Origin of the sequence: Wolbachia endosymbiont of Oryzaephilus surinamensis (assembly GCF_025617515.1) — a bacterium.
Taxonomy (GTDB): Bacteria; Pseudomonadota; Alphaproteobacteria; order Rickettsiales; family Anaplasmataceae; genus Wolbachia.
Map to the genome: position 1 here is coordinate 1,361,582 of NZ_CP092526.1, position 16,268 is coordinate 1,377,849.

15 protein-coding genes and 1 tRNA gene are annotated in these 16,268 nt (G+C 33.8%); 5 read left to right on the plus strand and 11 right to left on the minus strand.

Going from position 1 to position 16,268, the window contains the following annotated elements; genetic code table 11:
• Nucleotides 1-118: 118 nt before the first annotated feature.
• A complete protein-coding gene (elbB, locus tag MJ631_RS06355; RefSeq protein ID WP_214303179.1) occupies nt 119-817 on the minus strand; it encodes an isoprenoid biosynthesis glyoxalase ElbB in 699 nt (232 codons plus the stop codon).
• Between the two features lie 141 nt (nt 818-958).
• Between elbB and MJ631_RS06360 the strand changes: the two genes are divergently transcribed.
• Nucleotides 959-1,972 carry a hypothetical protein gene (locus MJ631_RS06360; RefSeq protein ID WP_214303180.1) on the plus strand — a complete coding sequence of 338 codons (1,014 nt, stop codon included), beginning with the start codon at nt 959-961 and terminating at the stop codon, nt 1,970-1,972.
• A gap of 544 nt (nt 1,973-2,516) precedes the next feature.
• Here MJ631_RS06360 and MJ631_RS06365 read toward each other — a convergent pair.
• The 7 genes from MJ631_RS06365 to mnmA all read right to left on the minus strand — a co-directional run bounded on the left by MJ631_RS06365 (nt 2,517) and on the right by mnmA (nt 8,486).
• The gene (locus tag MJ631_RS06365) at nt 2,517-3,068 is read right to left on the minus strand and encodes a 5-formyltetrahydrofolate cyclo-ligase (protein WP_019236783.1); all 552 of its coding nucleotides are present in this window, start codon (nt 3,066-3,068) and stop codon (nt 2,517-2,519) included.
• Nucleotides 3,052-3,681, minus strand: a complete 630-nt coding sequence (locus MJ631_RS06370) for a ferredoxin reductase domain-containing protein (RefSeq protein WP_019236782.1) — start codon at nt 3,679-3,681, stop codon at nt 3,052-3,054. Before MJ631_RS06370 ends, MJ631_RS06365 begins: the two co-directional genes overlap by 17 nt.
• A gap of 33 nt (nt 3,682-3,714) precedes the next feature.
• Nucleotides 3,715-4,842, minus strand: coding sequence for a SurA N-terminal domain-containing protein (locus tag MJ631_RS06375; RefSeq protein ID WP_052264888.1), 1,128 nt, complete (start codon nt 4,840-4,842; stop codon nt 3,715-3,717).
• 118 nt (nt 4,843-4,960) lie between these two features.
• Nucleotides 4,961-5,051: transfer RNA gene (locus MJ631_RS06380), tRNA-Ser, on the minus strand.
• Nucleotides 5,052-5,381: 330 nt separating this feature from the next.
• Complete coding sequence (ppa, locus tag MJ631_RS06385) at nt 5,382-5,888, minus strand: inorganic diphosphatase (RefSeq protein ID WP_019236780.1); 507 nt, start codon at nt 5,886-5,888, stop codon at nt 5,382-5,384.
• An 80-nt stretch (nt 5,889-5,968) separates the two neighbouring features.
• Nucleotides 5,969-7,267: a WD1261 family protein gene (locus MJ631_RS06390; protein ID WP_012481917.1), complete on the minus strand. Its 1,299-nt coding sequence runs from the start codon at nt 7,265-7,267 to the stop codon at nt 5,969-5,971.
• Nucleotides 7,268-7,379: 112 nt separating this feature from the next.
• A complete protein-coding gene (gene mnmA / locus MJ631_RS06395; protein WP_007302211.1) occupies nt 7,380-8,486 on the minus strand; it encodes a tRNA 2-thiouridine(34) synthase MnmA in 1,107 nt (368 codons plus the stop codon).
• 193 nt (nt 8,487-8,679) lie between these two features.
• On the opposite strand from mnmA, the gene MJ631_RS06400 reads away from it, so the two are divergent.
• The gene (locus MJ631_RS06400) at nt 8,680-9,699 is read left to right on the plus strand and encodes an IS110 family RNA-guided transposase (RefSeq protein ID WP_214303242.1); all 1,020 of its coding nucleotides are present in this window, start codon (nt 8,680-8,682) and stop codon (nt 9,697-9,699) included.
• A gap of 497 nt (nt 9,700-10,196) precedes the next feature.
• On the opposite strand, the gene MJ631_RS06405 is transcribed toward MJ631_RS06400, so the two are convergent.
• A complete protein-coding gene (locus MJ631_RS06405; RefSeq protein WP_262986282.1) occupies nt 10,197-11,897 on the minus strand; it encodes a hypothetical protein in 1,701 nt (566 codons plus the stop codon).
• Between the two features lie 255 nt (nt 11,898-12,152).
• Between MJ631_RS06405 and nuoE the strand changes: the two genes are divergently transcribed.
• The 3 genes from nuoE to MJ631_RS06420 all read left to right on the plus strand — a co-directional run bounded on the left by nuoE (nt 12,153) and on the right by MJ631_RS06420 (nt 14,286).
• Nucleotides 12,153-12,653: an NADH-quinone oxidoreductase subunit NuoE gene (gene nuoE, locus MJ631_RS06410; protein ID WP_007302017.1), complete on the plus strand. Its 501-nt coding sequence runs from the start codon at nt 12,153-12,155 to the stop codon at nt 12,651-12,653.
• The gene (gene tgt, locus MJ631_RS06415; RefSeq protein WP_007302018.1) at nt 12,654-13,865 is read left to right on the plus strand and encodes a tRNA guanosine(34) transglycosylase Tgt; all 1,212 of its coding nucleotides are present in this window, start codon (nt 12,654-12,656) and stop codon (nt 13,863-13,865) included.
• Nucleotides 13,866-13,968: 103 nt separating this feature from the next.
• Nucleotides 13,969-14,286, plus strand: a complete 318-nt coding sequence (locus MJ631_RS06420; protein ID WP_019236662.1) for a WD_0736 family protein — start codon at nt 13,969-13,971, stop codon at nt 14,284-14,286.
• Here the strand turns inward: MJ631_RS06420 and MJ631_RS06425 are convergent.
• Both MJ631_RS06425 and MJ631_RS06430 read right to left on the minus strand, forming a co-directional pair.
• Entirely contained in the window at nt 14,283-15,557 is a 1,275-nt protein-coding gene (locus tag MJ631_RS06425) for a M16 family metallopeptidase (RefSeq protein ID WP_214303241.1), read from the minus strand. The genes MJ631_RS06420 and MJ631_RS06425 overlap by 4 nt on opposite strands.
• Nucleotide 15,558: 1 nt before the next feature.
• Nucleotides 15,559-16,167, minus strand: a complete 609-nt coding sequence (locus MJ631_RS06430) for a superoxide dismutase (RefSeq protein ID WP_007302021.1) — start codon at nt 16,165-16,167, stop codon at nt 15,559-15,561.
• Between the last annotated feature and the right edge of the window lie 101 nt (nt 16,168-16,268).

The window sequence follows — 16,268 nt, forward strand, 5'->3', positions numbered from 1 at the left end:
TAAAAAAAAGAACTAAACTTACATACTAAATATAGCTTATCATTAATAAGCAATTACAGATTACTTTGGCTACAACAATAATGCAACAGACATAATTAATTGTATAAGAAACTACACTTTAGAGAAATGGTTGTTTGGTTTTTTTATTAATTTTTTTCACCATACTGTCAATCATGTGTTTTATTCCTTGATATACAGAGTGTGTACTTTCGTCACTACGCATATAAGCAGAGCAGGAAAATATATTATGCTTTTCGTCTTCTATTGATAGCTTTGTATCGCATGTTATATGTTCGCCGCCGAGCTTCTCTATCAACTGGTCTTTGTCGTCTCCTATAGTTACCTTAATCTTACTTTCTTCTTTACCTATTTTGCTACTTAAAATTAAAACAATAATGGCTGGAGATATACATATAGTTCCTATTGGCTTTTTTGCAACAAAGAACTCTGAGACTAATCTTTCAAACTCAGGCATTACTGTTTTATTTTCAGCTAAGTCAGATAAATTTTTCGCAACTCCATATCCACCAGGTACGACTAGCATGTCAAAATTTTCAGCTTTAGCTTCTCTTAAATCATTTATCTCACCTCTTGCAATTCTTGCTGATTCTACAAGTACATTCCTTTTTTCTTTTACTGCTTCTTTTGTTTTGTGATTCATAACTTGTGTGATATCAACATCAGGAGCAAAGCACGTGACTTCAACTTCCTGCTGATCAAGCACAAGCAAACTTAAAACTGCTTCTCTCACCTCTGTGCCATCGAGGTGGCCGCATCCTGATAAAACCACAGCGGCTCTTAATTTTTTCTCACCCATAAAATACCTTGATTTCATATAATCTAGGTATTGTAATACAAATTCCATATTTGGAAAGGAGTAATTATTTTATGTCAATTATAATATAATTAATAATTAGTATATATAATTAGGCATATTTATAATTGATGGGAATTGAATATGGTACAAGGTGGTGCAGTAGATACTGGTAACAGCGAGTACCTTGCTCAAGGTATATTTGAAATTATTCAAGGAGATAAAGCTTTACAGGAAGAAGCAAGAAAGTTTTTGGATCAAAATGAAGATCTGAAAAATTTAGATTCAACTAAAAAGGCAGACATAATCAGTTTATTAGAAAATGAGAAAAGCGAAAAATTTTTTACAGCTGTGTCAAAAAAATTATCAGGAAGAGAAAAATTCAAAAAACTAGCTGAGCAAGTTGGTAAAAATCTAGTAATGGAGGAAAAACTTGAAGCTTTAGGCAACCAACTGTTAGTTCAAGGAGTTATAAGTGGAGCAGCATTTACAACATTGACAGGTGCATTAGTAGGTACATTAGCAATAGGGGGAGTGGCTGGTGCATTGTTGGGTGGTGGAATAGCGTTGTTAGGGCTTTTAGCAATAGCGGCTATAGCTGCTATTGGTTATGCCATATATCAGCATAGAGATGAAATAAAAGAAAATGCAGATAAAATTATTGGTAAAGTAAAAGAGGGTGCAATTGAATGCGGAAAAGCAGTGAAAAGTTTTGTGAAAGATGTGATCGATGAATTGACTTGGGAAAAGACTAACTTCTCTAGATTACAGAAAGAGTTCATTTATGATATGGTATACCCTGCAAACGCTGAAGAATCAAAAGAGGCCCAGAATAAAATAAGGATCATAAAAATGCTTAAAAATGAAGAGCAACGATCTGCTATACAAGAGTTAGTAAAGAATGGAACTATTCAAAATTTTTCAGAAGCTGATATGATCAGACTTCTGGAAAAAGGCCTCAGTACTCATGAGGAAGATATACAGAAATTGCTAAATTTGATGGAAGATTTTCTACCTGCAATTATGGACAGTGGTAATAATAAAATAGAGAAAGTGGAAAAAATAGTTGGTGATAAAGTTAAACAAATGGAGCCAAATTCTGAAGTGAAGAATCCAAGTTCTGAACGAGTTAGTGAAGAAAGGAAAGGAGTGAATTGATACATTTGAAGAGCGTTTTAATGTATCTGTCTATCTTATTTTGCCACCCTGCTAAGCGGACACAAAAAATTACTTCCGCATATTTTAAATCTCATTATAATTACAAATAGAGATATTTTAAGAGCTCAAAATCTATCTTTAGTCTGCAGACTTTTTAATCAAACTTATTAAAAATGTATTCTTCAGTGTATATCTGTCGTATGTGCACTGCATTTTTTTCTAATCTTTTTTACAGGGGGATTTTATGTCCAGAATTCCAGATATTTGACCTTTACTTTAGCTAATAAAAACCAACTGGTACCTGCGGTTTTTATAGCTACGTTTCTCAAACAAGTTTCAAATGAATAGATTTCTTGCATAACTGGAATTTAAAAGTTGATGTCATTCTAGCGCGTGACACTAGAATCCAGTCCTTTTGTGCAAAAAACGTTGTAAAGTAACTTAGTTGGATCCCAGTGTCAGCTACTCTGATGACAAGACAGGTTTCAATATTTGCATGCATCTAAACAGATAAGCAATTACTATCAGAAAGAGGTAGACTATGCTACTCCTTTCTATCCGTTTTCTTGAGCAACCTGCTTTCAAGTCTAACACACATCTCAGTAATTATAATATCCAATTTTTGATCGTGTTTTTCCACAGGTAAATTTTTACAATATTGCTTCTCATAGGCTACACCTATAAATATTTTTCCAAGTGGCCGTAATTTTTTTATCATTTCATCATACCAACCACCGCCAAAACCTAACCTATTAAAATGATCATCAAAAGCAATAACAGGAGTAATGATTGTATCGGGGATTATATCTTCATCTGCTTTATTCCATTCCTCAAATTTTAATAACTTGTTTTTATTAGGGACTGCTACTTTATAATCTAAATCGAGTAAACGATGCATCAAAGGCACAACATTAATTTCTCCGTCTGTTGGAATGTACGCTGCTATTGTTTTACCTTTAACGTAGCTTAAGTTCTGATTAAAGAGATTAATAAGGGAACTTGCTGCATAACTGGAATAACTTTCATCAACATCTTTTCTTATGGTTCTATATTGCTTCCTTAGTTCCTCTTTGTGCTGTTTAGTGTCTTTGAACATGTTCTATCCATTTTGCAGTGAGCTTTTCTTGTAAACTATTTTGCTTCAAGCGCTCACTTAAAAAATCAAAGTCAACAAGCTCCATATCCTGGTCTTGATTACTGCAACTATAAACAAAACTTATTTCTCCTGTTTCCTTATTTATGTGTTGCTGAATACATTGAGCGCAGATTTCTTTCATCATGCACTGCATAGGAGAGTTAACTGATGATATTGCTATGTGTTTTGGTTTTAGATATGGCTTTAAAATTGTTTTTCTAGCTTCATTTATAGCTTTCATCATTTTATCAGAACCAATAGTGATGATTTTATCTATAGTGTTTAAACTAATAGTAATTTTACCTAACTTTCCTTGCTGATATGAGATTATTGCATCAACTATATTACCATGAAAGGATTTATCCTGTTCTCTGCTTGTTTCTATCAATCCTTCTTCACATGCCCAAATTACTGCACTTGATGCACGTTCTATCAGTGCTCGTTTAAATACATCACTTAATTTTTTATAGCCAGCGAAATATAAAACCTTATGATTGTTTTCAAGACATGCCTTCCCTATCGAAAATAACACTGCATTTCCAACTCCACCGCCAATGAGCATTATATTCTTCATAAACTTTTTATGGAGTAGAAAACCTCTCTAACTTCAATTAAACTGATAACTAACAGCTGCATTTTTACGCATATTATCCAATAACAGGTTGCTTTGTATCATAATCTTTTGTTGATACATTTCCTGTTTGATTGCTTCTATATCCATTGCATTATTTTTGATATCACATAACATCATCAACTTTGCAGTGCTATTTTCTCTTAATTCTACTATTTCATTCATATTTGTTTTACTAAATAAAATCTGTAAATCAGGATTTAAATTTCGCATTTTTATTTCAAACTCTTTTACGCTTGGCAACTTGAAATCATCTGCTAACTTGTCAAAATTTAAACAACTGACCTTTTGCTCCTTAAAACTAGAGAGTAAACTTTCTGAACCTTCAACTACAACCTGTTTCAGTTTTAAAGTACTTTTCAGCAGTGTATGATCGAGCTGTACCTTATCTATGACTTTTATAACAGAGTAACCTTCGCTTAAACTAACCGGACCTGCTACATCACTGATTTCTAATCTTTCCAAAACGTCCTTGAGAGTACCTTTTAGCTGACTTAAATTAACTGTTGCTTTGCGCATCTTTATTGAAGATTCTGGATTATTACTGGTACGTAATTTTTTTACTAAGTCTTCAGCTATCTTCTGATCGGGAATTATGAACTCCTGAAACGTAATAAGGTAATCAGACTTCTCTTTTTGCTTTCTTGCATCATCCACTTCTTGATCGCTGATATTAATAAGCGGTACAACTCCTACTTCAATAATCTTGTTCCACAGCAGCTGACACTTTATTTGTTTTTTTAGGGTATTGAGATCTATATTATGCTTTTTTACGTATTGATCAACTTCATCAGCCTTAAGTTTTAAACTTTGAGTTAAGAATAACGTGACAGCATTATTTAACTCCTCGTTACTCAATTCTATATTCATCTTCTGTGCTTCGCTGACAATGATAATTTCGTCTATTAACTGTCTTAGAATTTGAGATTTTACCTCTTTTTGATTAATCTTCTGAGTGCCAAGCAATGAATTTATGAAGTTTATACGTCTTTCGATATCTAAATTTGAAATTGGCTCACCATTTACATCTGCAACAATTTCAATCTCAGTTGCAAGTAACCTAAGCGGCAGCATTATTAATATCAAAATTAGTATTTTATGCATATAAAATTATTTAGCTAATAACTAATTCTATAATAAATACTGAATAAACGCTAGCTAACTTTTTAATAATTAAAAAAGAGGGTGAAATTACTGTAATGAATACCTAAACAATAATATACGGAAGGAGAGGGATTCGAACCCTCGATACGACTTTTCAATCGTATAACGGTTTAGCAAACCGCCGCCTTCAGCCGCTCGGCCACCCTTCCAAATTATTACTATAATATCAAGACCTTTACTGCCTGTCTAATGCTTTTAATTGCAATATTTGTATCTGTCCAGATGCATGCAAATATTGAAACCTGTCTTGTCATCAGAGTAGCTGACACTGGGATCCAACCAAGTTACTTTACAACGTTTTTTGTGCGAAAGGACTGGATCCCAGTGTCAAGCACTGGGATGACACCATTTGTTGTAAACTCACTTTTACTCTATGGTTATACTACCTTACCGCTATCCTGAACGGATACCAATATTTACCCATTAAAAACAACAACATTTTTCCGAATAACTGTAATTTAAGGCTAAATCAACGCAAACTAATTTCTACTTTTTTCAATGATTTCTTTTGCTTTTTCCACATTAGCCCATTCTCCAACTGTCACCGTTTTTCCCTTTTCTAAATCTTTATAATGAGAAAAGAAATGAGCTATTTTATCTAGTAAGTTTTTAGATAAATCAGAATAGTTTTTTATATTGTCATAATAGCTATCAACACTGGAGATAGGTACAGCTAATATTTTTTCATCCTCTCCTTTCTCGTCTTTGGTAAGTAATGCACCTACTGGACGCACCGATATCAAAACTCCAGGCGCTAAAGGAAATTGAGTTAGCACCAAAACATCCGCAGGGTCACCATCACCTGCGCAGGTATTTGGTATAAACCCATAATTGCAAGGATAAGTCATTGAGGTAGACAAAAATCTGTCAACTTGTAACAACCCAAGCTCTTTATTAAATTCATACTTTACAGGCTCAGCATTTGCACTTATTTCAATTACTACATTTATTTCATCTGGTTTTGTTGTTACTTTGCTTAAATCCATGGATTACCTCGTTATTCAAGAGAAGATATTATATAGCATACACTTTAAAAGTGCTACATTTATCATTCATAAGTAGAGATTCATGATTGAATAGGACCATTTGCAAAACTGTTAATAGTTGTATCATTGATCGTTGAATGTGGCGGTTCTTGAGGTGATTTTAGTAGTTGAAATAAAGCATATACTATTACGATAGTAAGTACTGCAGCAACTATGAAATTGATGAGATTATTTTGTGGCAAAATATTTGTTATTGAGTTGAATAACTTTTGCTCCATAAAGAAATAATCAGCAGTATATAATCCAATAGACAATATAAACATACCTAAAGCTAATTTACAAAATGTGTTTTTATGATTTTTGTTTTTTTTGTTACTGATACTAGAGTTTAGTCTGCATTCACTTTGTGGCACTGAGTAATACGTATTCTCAGGGTTTGTTACTAATTGTTCAAATGCATCACTATTTTGGTTTTTTAGTAGTTGCTCTAGAGTACGTTTGATATTTTTAGGATATAGAGAATCTTGACTGTCTTGCTCTCTTGCAGCTGTAAATGTCCCGTTCAATTCACTTATACCTCTATAATTAAGTGTATACTTGGTGAATCCATTTCTATACGGTAACTCAATTTTTCTTAATACCTTTATTAACTGTAAGATGTAACTGTAATACAGTGGTGTGTTGATTACTCTAGCTTTCTCATTAATATATTGATTGAGTGATAAAATATCTCCATTTCCAGTACATGTAGAAAATATACCATAACTAGAAAATAGTAATGCTATGTCTTTATCTATTTTTATACTGTGAATCGAGTAATAATGATTTATTACCTCTTTACATAAGCTAAACTCTTTATCAAATTCATTTGCATAGCTTATTTTGAGTAACTTTTTAATATTATTGAGTACTTGTTTCTCAAAGTCATCATTATTGTTAAATAGAGCTTCACCTTTCGGATTTGCTAGAATATTAAAAAGCTTTAGTTTTTTTTGATCTTCTGTCAATTCTACTTGATCTACAATTTCCCTTAGCAGTTTCTTCGAAGTGTCACAAAGAGTAGGTATTTTTTTACTTTCAACTGCAGCATATATTTTATCAATTACTTCTTGAGTATTGAACTGAGCATTTTCTGCAAGAACTCTATAAGCTTGAACATAAATTAAAAACAATCCTTGTAGACTAAATTTTAAGTTAAAATATTTATCTAATGGCTCTTGTTCTTTTTTATTAATGAATTCGAATAGACCTATATGATTTCTGCAATCCATGCAATGATGTAAGTCAGCATGTTGAAAACTGCCCAAACGAATAAATGCGGCTTCTAGTAAATTGCCCTTACCAACAATTTTTATTAACTCTTCAACTTCTTTAACCATCCCTCTAGTCCACAATATAATAATTATCTTTATAGTATAAAGAATATAGGATAAAACAGCAATAAATTTTATTGTATGTTTACATTCTGCATTAAAAAATTAAACCACCAAGTTAGGAGCATATCCAACCTCCACCTATAACTTGTTCGCCCTTATATGCTACACAGGCTTGACCTGGACTGATGCCAAAGTAATCGTCGTTTAAAATTACACAGGCTTTGTTCTTTTCGTCAGTTGAATATATTGTCGCTGAGCTTCCTGCATGTGATGACCTAAGCTTCACAGTTACTTCCATGCCTTCTTTTGGTTGTTCTAACCAATTTAACTCTTTGACCAATATCTTTTTTTGCATTAGAGCATTGATCGGGCCTACTACAACTTCATTATTTTCTGTATTAATTTTTATCACGTAAAGAGGCTCATTGTGTGCGATGCAGAGGCCTCTTCTCTGTCCCACTGTAAAATTTACTATGCCGCTGTGCTCACCTAGCACTTTTCCATGAATATCTACTATTTTACCTTTCTGCACAGATTGTGGAGCTAATTTAGCTATTGTTTTACTATAGCTTTCGGAAACAAAGCATATATCTTGACTATCCGGCTTTTCAGAAATTTGTAAGCCAAAATACTTTGCTAATTTTCTTATATCACTTTTATAGAACCCACCTAATGGAAATCGCAAAAGCTTTAACTGCTCCTCAGTAGTTGCAAACAAAAAATAACTTTGATCTTTACTTTTATCAATACTTCTGCACAACTTTACCTCACCATTTTCTTCTAATCTTCTTACGTAATGTCCTGTTACGAGCACATCCGCACCAAGATTTTTTGTAACTTGCAATAGATCGCGAAATTTTACTGTTTGGTTACACCTTACGCACGGTATGGGAGTTTCTCCACGCATATAGGTATTTGCAAAATCCTCTATTACTTCCTTTTTGAATATTTCCTCGTAGTTTAAAATATAGTGGGGAAAGCCAACACTTTCAGCCACGTATTTGGCATCATAAATATCCTGTCCAGCGCAGCATGCACCCTTTCTCGCATTACCATCACTGCCATAGAGCTGAAGAGTCACACCTATCACTTCGTACCCAAGGTTATACAGCAGTGCTGCAGCAACGGAGCTATCAACTCCCCCGGACATTGCAACAATAGCCTTAGTTTGATGCGGAGCTTTATCTTTTAATAAAGGTTCAATTTCAAATTCTTTTAGCATATAATTTATAAACACAAACCTGTGTCAAGCACTGGAATCCAGTTTCTATTACACAATTTCATCGAAACAGCATACATACTGTAATTGCTATTGAATGATGGAGAGACATACTCCATTATTTTAGCACGAAGTAACAAATTCAATGAATTAGTTCTTCAAGAATAATTTAAACTTTTACAGTAGGAGTAGTCTCATGAAACATTATAGCGGGTTAGATGTCTCACTCAAAGAAACTTTTATTAGTATCATTGATGAGAAAGGAAAAATTGTTAAAGAAGGGGTTGTTGCAAGTGAAAGCAGTGCAATAGCTGAGTTTCTGCTTGGTCAAAACAAAAAATACGAGTCCATAGGAATAGAAAGCGGGCAATTATCAATATCGATGTGCAAAGAGTTGAGGAATCTTGGATTACCAGTAACTTGTGTAGATGCAAGGCATATGGCAGCAGCATTATCTGCGAGAATCAATAAGAATGATAAAAATGATGCAAGAGGCATAGCACAAATGATGAGAGTTGGGCTATTTAAGGAGGTATTAGTAAAATCAGACGAAGCTTGTCAGGTTAAAATAATACTTGGAAGCAGAAGACAATTAATACGTTGCAGAGAGCAAATTGCGGGAACAATAAGGGGATTACTGAAAATATACGGGATAAAAGTTAATCAACGTCTTAGTTCTGCAAACTTTGCTTTAAAAGTGCAAGAAATGGTTAATAATCTAGATGAAATTAGCCAAACCTCAATTGAATCATTAGTACATAGTTTAGAAATAATAGAAGAATCAATAAGAAAACTTGATAAAATGCTCTCAGAACAAAGCAAAAAAGATGAGGATTGTAAATTATTAACTACTGTTCCAGGAGTTGGTATTATAGTAGCAATGACATATAAAGCTGCAATAGATGATCTGCATAGGTTTGAAACATCTTATACAGTTGGAGCCTATATGGGATTAAGTCCAAGACAGTACGCTTCTGGTGAGATTGATCGACACGGAAGTATATCAAAAATGGGACCAGTGGACTGTAGGAATATGTTATATGAAGCCGCGCAGGTCTTACTGGTAAAATGTAAAAGGACATTTAAATTAAGAAGCTGGGGATTGAAGCTTAAAAAGAAAAAGGGCATGAAAAAAGCAATTGTTGCAGTAGCAAGAAAATTAGCCGTGATTATGCATAAGATGCTAATCGATAGAAAAGAGTTTTGCTATCAATAAACACTAAAGAAGTATAAAACAATAATTTTACTGAAAGTAAAGATAGCAATGCCGATGGAAGGGATAAGCAAGAGGATAAGTTGAAGCATAGACTTCGTGGCGTACATGTTGCCGTCCACTTCCGCCTAACAAGTATAGTGCGGCTTGGCTACAATATGAATTAGCCATATTAGACCGCGGAGAGAACAATGGAAGCATGCTACTTTTAACTTATGTAAAATCATTAAGACTATAGAGGAAAAGAATGATACCTTAGTTTTTATAAGCTTAATGAATATGTGGATAAATACTTTAAGTTTGTGTGGACGTATTTATCCACATATTCATTGGCTACATAGTTTAAAAGAGATTAATTGGAAATTAGTGTTGATGTTTTTATTGCCAATAAAACCTCTTTTGATTGAATAAGATAATACAATAATAAATAAAAGGTTGTATTAGAGCTGAATTTTACATCAAAAAATATTTTTCATGATACAAAAAATTATTGTTGACTTTTATGCAATTAGAGAACTCATCTTAGTTGTTAATTCTGTTAAAGGCTTACTCATCGTAGTACTGCTTGCTGTAAAAGTTGACTCAACAGTCGCTGCTGTAGATTTTACAGTACTTGTCTCAGTTTCCGAAGGCACACTAGTTGACGTTGTAGCAACTGTGGTCGCTTGTGGAGTAGTAGTTGTTTTTGCTACTGTTGTTGGCCCCACTGTTACTGTACTTGTTTGAATTGTTGACTCTGTTGAAGGCCTACTCGTTGTAGAAGTAGGTGCAGTGGTAGTTGATGCTACTGTTGTTGACTCCACTGTTACTGTACTTGCCTGAGTTGTTGACTCTGTTGAAGATTTACTCATTGTGGAAGTTGGTACAATGATAGTTGATGCTTCTGTTGTTAATTTGGTAGTCTTTACAGTGTCGGTTTCTGTTGTGCTAGTAATTGCAGCAGTCGTCGTTTTCTTAGAAGTCACAACCGTCTCTGTAACAGTTATAGGAGCCACAGTACTGCTGGAAATAATACTAGGCATCAATTGGCCGTTAATGATATTAACAAAATCACTGAGAGCTTTGATACTGCTTGTCGGTATTATCGTTGCTTCAGAAGATTTTCCAGAGCTCTCTCTATTAAAAGTTATAATACTCTCTCCACTTACCGCAGTGACGATAAAACCTCCTTGGCCATTGTCTTTAACATACAATTGTTCTATAGGATCTTCACATTCACAAACAGTAAAATTTGATTTTGGTCCTTTCTTAGCAAGCCTTGCTAAATGCAATTCTTGCGTATTAGAAGATTGTTTTTTCGCAAGAAAAGCAACCTGATCATCGCCTTCAGTTCGTTTTACGTACTGTAGAAAATTTATTTCACCTGGATTAGAGATAATAAATGATGCTTTATCTATTTGACAATTTTTCTTAAGCAAACATTCATCTTCTTTTCTATCTTTCAGCTTCTGAGCCACGTCAATCAAGTCGAATTTAAAGATATTTGTTCTTACTTCTGGCTTCCCAATAATCTCTTTGCTCATCTGTGCATAAAGCATCGTATTTTCATCTAGTACTAATTGCCCTGGATTGTCAAATTTGAATAATTTTCTTTCTGTAAGACCGTTTTTTTCACGCAGAATCTTAAATTTTCCATTCGTGTCTGATTGTAAATACCAAGAAACTAAAGCTTGATCCTTTAAGTTATGAGCAATTACAACAATATTACCATGATCAACTTTTACTGCTTTTGGTTGAAAGTAACTATTGTCTTCATTTGCAAGATTATTTATATCAATGTTCTTGTATAATTTTACTTTTCCTACGTATTCAACTAAGGGAGCATTAGTTGAATGCTTGATTTCGTAAGTGTTGAATGTTAAGCCTTTGATGCACTTTCTTTCTTTGTTAGTTTCTTCTGTAGGAAAAATAACTCCAACTTTATCTACTTCAGCTGAATTTTCTATTAGTGTGGGAGATAATTGGCCCTTGAATTCATTTGCTACGTTGACACATGTATCACACTCGTATGTTTTCGATTGATATAATGGACTAATAAGTAACTTTACTCTACTGCTTCCATTGCCGTTATCTTGATAGCTGAGTCCATAAGTAACTCCATTTCCTTCAATCAACCCTACGTTTACTGGGTTAAAACCTATCGCTTCTTTAACTTTCAGTGTAGTTGTATTAACTCTAAATAATCTACTTAATATAGACATAATTATATTTAAAATTTTAATAAAACGCTATTATGATTATTTCTATATGTAACGTCAATAAAATTTTAACTAAAATTAAGAAATTAATACCTTTATAATCTGCAAAGCGAAATATGGAAAATGAGTAGCAGTAAAGAATTCACAAATTGAATGCACCCACTCTACAGATATAATATTGTAGAGCTCAAAAAACCAACAATTGCAATTGTTAACTCTTCAAGTATAATTTGTTGAGATTTACACGAACTTTATTAGATGAAAGAGAAAGAAGAGCAGTTTAGTTTTACATCAGACAACCTCAGAAAAGCGAAAAAGTCTATAGAGATGTATCCTAAAGGTAGAGAAGGTAGTGCCGTCATGCCTTTACTATACCTGGTTCAAGAACAATGCGGATGGGTTCCTGAATCTGCCATGCGCTACGTTGCTGACATGCTTCATATTCCACATATTCGCGTGTATGAAGTGGCAAATTTTTATACCATGTATAATTTAAAACCAGTAGGTAAATATCTCATACAAATTTGTAGAACAACTCCTTGCTGGTTGTGCAATAGCGAAGAAGTGTTAAATACCTTTAAAAAGAAACTAGGAATCAATATCGGTGAAACTACTAAAGATAATCTATTTACTTTAAAGGAAGTTGAATGTCTTGGTGCATGCGTTAATGCCCCTGTGGTGCAGATCAATAATGACTTTTATGAAAACCTCACTCCTGAAAAAGTGGAAAATATCATAGCAGAACTTTCAAGTAAATAGATGGAAAAGTTCTCGTTTAGGATAACTAAGCAATCAGGTTCTGCAAGAGTTGGAACGATCAAAACTCCAAATGGAAGTATAGAAACACCAGCATTTATATTTTGTGCAACCAAAGCTGCTATTAAAGCTGCAGATATCGAGAGAATCAGAGAAGCAGGTACTCAGATAATACTTTCCAACACCTATCACCTAATGCTCCAACCGGGAGAGGATACTGTGGCAAAGCTTGGTGGCTTGCACAAGATGATGGGATGGAGTGGGCCAATGCTCACTGATTCTGGTGGATACCAGATATTTAGTTTAGGGCACGGGTCAGTTTCGGAAGAAATAAAGGGAATAAGACAGAAGCAAAAAACTCTGATCAAAATTAACGAGGATGGGGCAATTTTTCGTTCTTACATAAATGGTAAAACTTATTGTCTAACTCCTGAAAAGTCGATACAAATTCAACAAAAATTAGGTGCAGATTTAATCCTAGTTTTAGATGAATGTACTCCATTCCATGTCAGTAAAGAATACACAAGAAAATCAATGCTCATGAGCCATAGATGGGCTGAACGTTCTTTAAATAAGTTTGAAAAAAATAATGATGGCAAACAGGCGCTTTATGGAATTAGTCAAGGCGGAGTGTATCAAGATTTGCGTAGAGAAAGTTGTGATTTTATCAACGATTTGCCATTTTTTGGTCAAGCAATAGGTGGATCACTTGGTCAAAGTAAAGAGCAGATGTATGATGTAGTTTCCTTTACTATGGAACATTTAAAAAAAGATAGGCCTACTCATTTGCTTGGTATTGGTGGAATTGTAGACATTTTTCGTGGAGTAGAGCTTGGAGTTGATACATTTGATTGCGTGCATCCAACTCGCCTCGCAAGACATGGTGGCGCGCTTGTTAAAGTAAAAAACAGAGATTCTATTTCTTCAAAGCGTAAAGAGCATATTAATTTGCGAAATCAACGATTCGAACTAGATGATAACCCAATTGAAAATGACTGTTTGTGCTTTACTTGCAGAAAACATTCAAGAGCCTATATACACCATCTACTGAAAGCTAAAGAGTTGCTGGCTTATACACTCGTTACCATTCACAATGTTTTCTTCATGAATAAGTTGATGGAATCAATAAGACAAGCAATATTGAATGATAGGCTAGATCAGGAAAAAAATAATTGGATTAGTGAAATACCGCTGCATTGTGAACTATATACCTAGTTCATATTTTGTACATGTGCGTTGCATTTTTTAATCTTCTTTAAAAACTTGACAGTACCGTATATATACGGGTATACTAAAAATATAATTTTGTGAGGCATTTATGGTTAAAAATAAAGAAAAACATCAAATAGCGTTTTGCGTTTCAGCCTTTACACTCTTAGCTGGTTTATCATTAATCGCAACTGGAATTGCAGTGGGTACTGTACCTGCTATAGCTTCTTGTTTAGTGATAGGAGGAGTTTTAACTGCCTTGTCTATTGTGCAATCAGTAGAAAGCTATTTATTTTTACAAAACAGCGAAAAAGCTTTCAATAAAATAATTAGTGGTATACGCGATGAACCAGAAAGGAAACTTTTTATAGAAAGGATTTTGCAACCATTCATTGAACTTTTTAGTGAGCATAAGCAACATAATTAAAGTACACTAAGCATAGAAACAACTTTATCGTAACTTGGCAGTGACTTAATTTCTCCAATCGCAGCTAAAGTAATTCTCTCATGCTGAGATAGCAATTCTTCTGCTGCTTTTTTTATATCGTAAATAGTAACAGCACTAATTTTTTCTATTAATTCATTTTTACTGATGTATTTATTATAGTTACCGTAGTAGTGTCCTAATGTTTCAGCACGTGAGCTAACACTTTCGCGTGACATTAAAATTTGAGATTTTACTCGTTCTTTTACTCTATTTACTTCTTCTTCCTTTAAATCATCTGTAGACAATTTCTTTAGCTCTGTCGTTATGGATTTTAAAAGCTTATCTAGATTACTACTATCTGTACCAGCAAAAATCGAAAGCATTCCCGTATCAGCATAGCTAGAGTTGAATGAGTAAATGGAGTAAGCAAGACCCTGCTTTTCTCTTACTTCCTGAAACAGGCGTGATGACATGCCACTTCCCAGTATAGAATCAAGCACTTTAAATGTGTGATATTTATTATCATCACGAGAAACACTAGGTAGCCCAATTAACAAGTGCACCTGATCTAATTTACGATGCTCTCGATACTCACCACTGGTATAACCTGCATTCTGGCTTTTTTTCAGCTCTTTTGAATGAATCTTTAAGAGAAAGTCTTTGATTAATTGAACAACTTCCTCATGCTCAACATTTCCTGCAGCAGCAAATATCATATTTCCGCCAAAGTAATGCTCCTTTATGTAGTTATTCAGATCTTCTCGAGTAAAAGATTTGACAGTATCTTGCGTGCCCAGGATTGATCTACCAAATGGTTGATCTTTATAAGCTGCTTCAAAATACTTATCAAAAATGATATCACTTGGTGAATCATTGGTTTGAAAAATCTCTTGTATTACAACACCCTTTTCGCGTTCCAATTCATCCTCTGGAAATGTAGAATTCATTAATATATCTATTAATATATCAATGCCAGTTTTTATATCTTTTTTAAGAACCTTTGCATAATAACTGGTGCTTTCTCTACCGGTGCAGGCATTGAAGGCTCCACCTATATCGTCAAAAGCTTTTGCAATTTCAAAAGCAGTTCTTGTCTTTGTTCCTTTGAAAGCCATGTGCTCTAGGAAATGAGATATTCCATTTTGACTTGCACTTTCAGCTCTACTGCCAACACCAACTCGTATATTTAAAGCTACGGAATCAACTTCATGCACTCTCTCAGTTATTATGCGCAGACCATTATCTAGTTTTGTTACTTGTGGTATATTCATCTTATATATTCTTCTTTAAATTCTCTTCTACAAAATCCCAATTGATCAAATGATCAAGAAAAACTTTTATGTAGTCAATTCTGCGATTTTGGCAATCCAAATAGTATGCATGCTCCCATACATCCATAGTAAGTAGTGGCACCTGGCCATAAATTAGCGGTAGATCCGCATTTGGAGTTTTAGTGATTTTGAGTTTTCCTTTTTCAAGCACTAACCACACCCATCCACTACCAAATTGGCTTACTCCATAATTTGAAAATTCTTCACAAAATTTGTCAAAGCCACCAATATCATCTTGAATTTTTTTTGCTAGAAGACCATCATCTTTAGGTTTACCACCACCATTTTTTTTCATTGAATTCCAATAAAAAGTGTGATTCCAAACTTGTGCTACATTGTTAAAAATAGGAACTGTATTATTATTTCCATGAACTTTCGTTACTAATTCCTCAATTTCCATATGTTGATAATCTGTGTTTTCAACCAGTTCGTTGAGTTTATTTAAATATCCCTTATGGTGCTTATCATAATGAAAATTCAATGTATTTGCAGATATGTAAGGTTCTAAAGCTGCTTTATCATATGGCAACTCAGGTAAAGTAAAACTCATGCTGACCTCTTTATTTTCGATGGTATGTTAATATGTGCTTTTGCGCAACACATAATTTGTAAGATGTTTATTGCAGTTATTCTAAAATGAACTATACTGAC